The following is a 6453-nucleotide window of genomic DNA, read 5'->3' on the forward strand; positions in this document are numbered from 1 at the left end:
TGGAAATCTTATGAGTTTGTTTGACGACACCGCCGTGTCAAAACAATTAGCACAAGTGCGTATTGTTATGGTCAATACCACTTTACCGGCTAATATTGGCAGTGCTTTACGCGCAATGAAAACGATGGGCTTGAGTAAGTTGGTTCTGGTTTCACCAAAAACCTATCCACATCCAGATATTCAGGCGCTTGCTGCTGGTGCACAAGATTTATTAGAACAGGTTGAAATTGTTGAAACACTCGAAGAAGCAATTAAAGATTGCCATTTAGTTTTCGGAACAAGTGCAAGAAGCCGTACTATTCCATGGCCTTTGTTAGATGTTCGCCCTGCTTCCAAAGAAGCAATCAAAGCGGCTGCTCAAGGACAACAAATTGCGATCGTTTTTGGACGTGAAGACCGCGGTTTAACCAATGAAGAATTGGCTTTGGCAAATTATCACCTTACTATTCCTGTAAACTCGGACTATGGTGTACTTAACGTTGCTCAAGCGATTCAAGTAGTTTGTTATGAACTTCGTATGTCGGTATTAGAGCAAAAAGAAGTTGCTTCTGATGCTGGGCAAATGCCGCTTGCTCAAGGTCAAAGCATGCAATGGGATGAGCCGTTAGTGACTCAGCAGCAAATGGAAGAGTTCTATCCTCATTTGGAAAAAATGCTCACCGAAATTGAATTTTTAGATCCAGAAAATCCACGTTTACTACCTTTACGCTTGCGTCGTTTATTTGGTCGTATACAATTAGATCGTATGGAATATCATTTACTTCGCGGTATTTTTAGTCGAGTCCAAGCCCTCACAAGCGGCAAATGGAAAAAAGCATCATCGGACAAGGAGGATCAATCCAATGCTTAAACAGCTTAAAGAAGATATACAGGCTGTATTCGCGCGAGATCCTGCTGCACGAAATACACTCGAAGTACTTACCACTTACCCAGGTATACACGCTTTACTTTTGCATAGGCTTGCCCATGAATTGTGGAAAAAAGATTGCAAAGGTACCGCCCGTTTTGTTTCGTCATTTAGTCGTTTTGCAACGGGTATTGAAATTCACCCTGGTGCTAAAATCGGCAAACGCTTCTTTATCGATCATGGCATGGGCGTTGTAATTGGTGAAACTGCTGAAATTGGTGATGATGTAACGCTATACCACGGTGTTACCTTAGGTGGTACGACTTGGAATAAAGGTAAGCGTCACCCAACTTTAGAAGATGGCGTGGTTGTCGGTGCTGGTGCGAAAATCTTAGGTCCATTTACGGTAGGTAAAGGCGCCAAAGTTGGTTCAAATGCGGTAGTCACAAAAGCAGTTCCTGCTGGTGTAACAGCTGTTGGTAACCCTGCACGTTATATCTATAAAGATGCCGACAAAACTAAAGATAAAGATGAAGAACGTCGCCGTGATTATGCACAAAGTATTGGTTTTGCTCCGTATGCGACTACTGCTGATCAATCTGACCCAATTTTAGAAGGAATGCGAGTTTTACTTGACCGTATTCAGCATAATGAAACGCGTATGAATAATTTGTGCCAGCGTTTGTCCGAACTTGACCCAACTTTCAAAAAAGAAAGTCAAGATGAACAGCCTTTTAGTGATGAAGAGCTAAAAATTCTTGAAGAAGTTCGTCGTGAATGCGGTGCGCAAAACAAGACATCAAAAACGTAATATTCTTGATTCATAATGTAACACGCTTACCCTTGCATGTCGGTTTAGGTTTTCCTAGACTTGTTGTACCTTATTTAACTTTATAAAATGAACGGAAGATCCTATGAATTTTAAGCCTTTGGCATATATCCTTCTTGCGACCTCAAGTTTAACAGCGTGTACCATGGCACCTGTAAAAGAACAAAAAATTGAGCCGTTTGTTTTTAAGGAACCAGAGCTTACACCTCCATTTTATGCATTAAACCCATTTAATTATGATGCTCCGCCTGCATTTGAAGTTGCTTTAAAAGAAGCTGCTGCACAGCCTGTAACCAAAATGGTTGTAACTCGTCAGGACGATCCAACCAAAACACTTACATTAGATACGAATAAATTGATCGTACCTACAGTCAACAACTCACAACGTTCAATGAAGTACGCAGTTTTAGCGGGCGATAATGAAATTGATGTAACTGAAATTGATGACTTCTTACAACTTGTTGAAGGTAAAGCGCGTCACTATCCACCTCGTTTTACTGACCGTCAAGAACGTAAAGGCTTTGAAAGCAAACTTAAGGAAGTGACTCAGCGCTTAGATACTTTAGCTGCTAATCCAGATGCTTCATTTGATATTCTTATTCGTGCTTTTAAAGCAAGTGTACTTGCCCGTAACCTTGATTTAGGTACTGCTCATACCACTAAGTCTTTAGAATATGCACAAAGACTTTTAAAAATTAATCCAGATGATGCTGAAGCGAATTTCTGGTTTGGTTTTGGCTTATCTGAAGGTGGTGGTCAACGTGAGGCTATTCCGTATTTAGATAAAGCTATTAAAGGTAATGTTCAGGAAGCATATTTAGCCGCTGCAAATAACTATATTGCAATGGAACAAAAGAAAAATGCGATTCAGACTCTAAAAAATTACAAGGTTAAATACCCTGATGAAGCTGAAGTAGCAGACCGTTTAATTCAAGAAATTGAAAAACAAGGTCGCTGGAATGTATGGCAAGTTTTAACAAACCCTGCTATGTCTTCTGCTACCCCAAGTGCAGCTACAAAAAAGTAAGCGCTTAAACTTTAAAAAAGGGCTGATTTGACAGCCCTTTTTTTATGTTTGATCAATTGAAAAATACTTTAAAATTTGTATGATCAGCATATTACTGATCCACATATTTGACCATAATGTTTGTTAGAAAAAGAAACTCAGCGCTCTTCACGGTCATACTCCTCGGTTCAATCCTGAGTGGATGTCAGGTCGTCAATGTTAAGCAACAAGCTCTCAACGTTACTATTGCAAATGAGCGTAATAGTATTCTTACCCAAGATAAACTAAGTGAAGCAAGTCTTAATGTTTTGTCCATGTCAGGGCAAGAAGCTAAGGCCTGTACAGACTCCCCTGACACTTGTGTTAATCAACTTAAAAATCTGCCCCAAATTTTAGATGAACAGCTGTTATCGACTGCGAGTGAAATGTATCTGGCGAAAGCAATGGCTTTGTCAGATTCTTCTGAATGTAAAATTAGTCGTTTCACTAAACATAAGCCAACTGAAGAACAAAAAGTTATTCAAAATAAATATGATGAATGCTTAGATCAACAGTTAAGTCTACTCGATAAGAGTATCCGTTATAGCTATGCTTATCTGTTTTCTACAAAACGTCAGCCAACTGATCGTATTTTTGATAATAGACAAGTTCAGATACGCGACTTCTATAATCAAGCGATTGCCAAAATGGTCAGTGTGTATGATTTAAGGTATCCACAAAAAAATGTGGTAGAGCCACAAATCCATATTGGTAAGAGTGTATATTCAATTGATTTTGAGTTTCATAGACAATTATCTGGCCAAAAATTAGAAAAATTAATTTCAAGTTATAACTTAAATTTCTCAGGTTTAAGAACAATCAACCGTCGTGATGGTTTCGGTTCCGAATTTGTGGCTGTCTTCCCAAGTTCAGGCAAAGAAGACATTAATGAATACATTTTAGATCCACTTAATTACAGCTATAAAAATGGTGTAAATCCTAATATTCACCATGCACGTTATTTAGCGGCAACTATTGTTGCGGAGCCTAAACATGCCAAAACCGTTCAAGAAATTATTAATGATCCAGAATTTGTAATTCGGGTTTATGATCCTTATCGAACCGATAATATTAATGTCGCTGGTAAGCAATATCCTTTAGCTGCAAACTTCTCAGCTCCTTATGGCCTGTGGTTAGCAGAAAACAACCTAGGTGTAGCGGCTTATTTGAGTTTGATTGATCGTGATCAGCACTTAACCATGCCGCATTTATATATGCTTGAACCTTATAACCCAAACAAAAAAATTATTGTGTTGGTCCATGGTTTGGCAAGTAGCCCCGAGGCATGGATTGCACTCACTAACGATGTCATGGGCGATACTGTTTTAAGAGATAACTATCAAGTTTGGCAAGTCTTCTACTCGACCAATATGCCAATTCTGGAAAGCCGGTTCCAGATTTATGCACTCTTAAAACAAGCGTTCGGTTCGTTAAACCCAAGTGATCCTGCTGCGCATGATGCGGTGCTTGTAGGTCATAGTATGGGAGGAATTATTAGCCGTTTACTTGTAAGTGATGCTGATATTACTAAACCTGCCTTGGAGATGATGACGATCCGTCAGCAAAACCGTTTTAAGAAACATCCTATGGTGACTGAACGGTTGCAAATGCATTCAATTAGTAACTTTGATCGTGCAATTTTCTTGGCATCGCCACACCGAGGTACAGATTATGCCGATCGTTGGTTCACATTAGCTGCGCGTAAAATTATCCGCTTACCGGGTGCTTTTTTATCAGCTGTTGCAACTTCGCTCACCACAGAAAATTTAGATATTAAAGATTTCTTGAATAATATTGATAATGGCCTGATTCAAAATGGACCAAGCGACTTAAGCCATCAATCTAAATTTATGGAACTCACTGAGAATATTAATCCCCATCAAGGGTTAATCTTCCACTCAATTATGGGCAACATTACCAAAAGTGATGATCCAAATGTGATTACCGATGGTATTGTTCCTTATAAAAGTGCTCACTTAGAAGGTGCTAAATCTGAGAAAGTTCTACCGGGTGGACACTCTATTCAGTTAACACCACAAGCCGTATTAGAACTACGTCGTATTTTACGAGAGCATTTAGTTGAACATGGTTTGTATAAACCATAAAAAATAAAAAGAGCCAAAGGATATCCTTTGGCTCTTTTGTTTTAGGTTAGATTTTATTGCCCAGAACGGATGATGTAATCAAACGCAGAGAGTGATGCTTTAGCGCCTTCACCTGTAGCAATAATGATCTGCTTGTAAGGTACAGTAGTACAGTCACCCGCAGCAAATACACCTTTTACATTGGTTTCGTTGCGGTCATTCACAATGATCTCGCCACGGTTGGTTAACTCAACCTCACTGTCTTTTAAGAAGTCAGTGTTTGGAAGTAAACCAATCTGTACAAAGATCCCTGCAAGCTCTACCACATGCTCTTCATCAGTCGCACGGTCTTTATATTTAAGACCGGTTACTTGTGAACCGTCACCCAATACTTCTGTGCTTAAGGCATTCATAATCACTGTGGTGTTTGGCAAGCTGTTTAACTTGTTTTGCAAGACTTGGTCAGCACGAAGTTTAGTGTCAAACTCAACCAGAGTTACATGCTCAACAATACCTGCAAGGTCAATTGCAGCTTCAACACCTGAGTTACCGCCACCAATCACGGCAACACGTTTGCCTTTGAACAATGGACCATCACAGTGTGGACAATACGCTACACCACGGGTACGGTATTCAGCTTCACCCGGTACATTCATCTCTCTCCAACGTGCACCTGTTGAAAGGATCACAGTTTTCGATTCAAGTTTTGCACCGTTTTCAAGTTCAATTTCAACCAAGCCATTTGCTGTTTGATCTGCACCAGTGATTTTGCTGACACGTTGCAGGTTCATGATATCCACATCGTATTCACGAACATGTGCTTCCATTTCAGCAGCAAACTTAGGACCTTGAGTCTTTTGCACAGAAGTGAAGTTTTCAATGTCCATGGTATCCATGACCTGACCACCAAAGCGTTCAGCCACGATACCTGTGTTAATACCTTTACGTGCTGCATAGATTGCAGCTGTTGCACCCGCAGGTCCACCACCAATCACCAATACATCAAACACATCTTTGGCATTGAGTGCTGCTGCGTCTTTTTCAGCCGAGTTGGTATCAAGTTTTGCCACAATCTCTTCAAGGGTCATACGACCTTGACCAATGTGCTCATTGTCCTGGAATACCATCGGTACAGCCATGATTTTGCGTTGTTCCACTTCGTCTTGGAAGAATGCACCATCAATCATGGTTGCCGTGGTGTTCGGGTTATAAATGGCAATCAGGTTAAGCGCCTGTACCACATCCGGACAGTTATGACAGCTTAATGATACGAATACATCAAAGTTGGCTTTGAGGTTTAAGCCTTTAATCTGATTTAAAACTTCATCCGACACTTTAGGTGCATAGCCAGACACTTGTAACAAAGCCAAGATCAAAGAGGTAAACTCATGGCCCATTGGTAAGCCTGCAAAGAATACACGAGGCTGTTCACCTGCTTTAGCCACACCAAAGCTTGGACGACGTGTATTGTTACCATCAAAACGGGCTGTTACCTTGTCAGAAAGCTCAGCGATTTCAGTTACTAATTCTTTAATTTGAGCAGCTTTATCTGATTCATCTAAAGCAGCAACTAATTCGATTGGACTTTCTAAACGTTCTAGGTAAGCTTTTAATTGAGTTTTAATGTTTTGATCTAACATCTGTTTTT

5 protein-coding genes are annotated in these 6453 nt (G+C 40.1%); 4 read left to right on the top strand and 1 reads right to left on the bottom strand.

Translation table 11 applies throughout. From position 1 onward, the window contains the following. Positions 1-10: 10 nt before the first annotated feature. The 4 genes from MKL36_RS15605 (at position 11) to MKL36_RS15620 (ending at position 4826) form a co-directional block, all read left to right on the top strand. Positions 11-850: an RNA methyltransferase gene (locus tag MKL36_RS15605; protein ID WP_000051401.1), complete on the top strand. Its 840-nt coding sequence runs from the start codon at positions 11-13 to the stop codon at positions 848-850. After that, entirely contained in the window at positions 843-1658 is an 816-nt protein-coding gene (gene cysE, locus MKL36_RS15610; protein ID WP_000917698.1) for a serine O-acetyltransferase, read from the top strand. Before MKL36_RS15605 ends, cysE begins: the two co-directional genes overlap by 8 nt. A gap of 103 nt (positions 1659-1761) precedes the next feature. Then, a complete protein-coding gene (locus MKL36_RS15615) occupies positions 1762-2703 on the top strand; it encodes an ABUW_2363 family tetratricopeptide repeat lipoprotein (RefSeq protein WP_001009738.1) in 942 nt (313 codons plus the stop codon). 116 nt (positions 2704-2819) lie between these two features. Beyond that, on the top strand, positions 2820-4826 hold the full coding sequence (locus MKL36_RS15620) for an esterase/lipase family protein (protein WP_021510855.1): 2007 nt from the start codon (positions 2820-2822) through the stop codon (positions 4824-4826). A 53-nt stretch (positions 4827-4879) separates the two neighbouring features. Here the strand turns inward: MKL36_RS15620 and ahpF are convergent, their stop codons facing one another. Continuing rightward, on the bottom strand, positions 4880-6445 hold the full coding sequence (gene ahpF, locus MKL36_RS15625; RefSeq protein WP_270909000.1) for an alkyl hydroperoxide reductase subunit F: 1566 nt from the start codon (positions 6443-6445) through the stop codon (positions 4880-4882). Positions 6446-6453: the final 8 nt, after the last annotated feature.

The sequence above is a fragment of the Acinetobacter sp. AOR12_HL genome, assembly GCF_027855275.1.
Lineage (GTDB): Bacteria > Pseudomonadota > Gammaproteobacteria > Pseudomonadales > Moraxellaceae > Acinetobacter > Acinetobacter baumannii.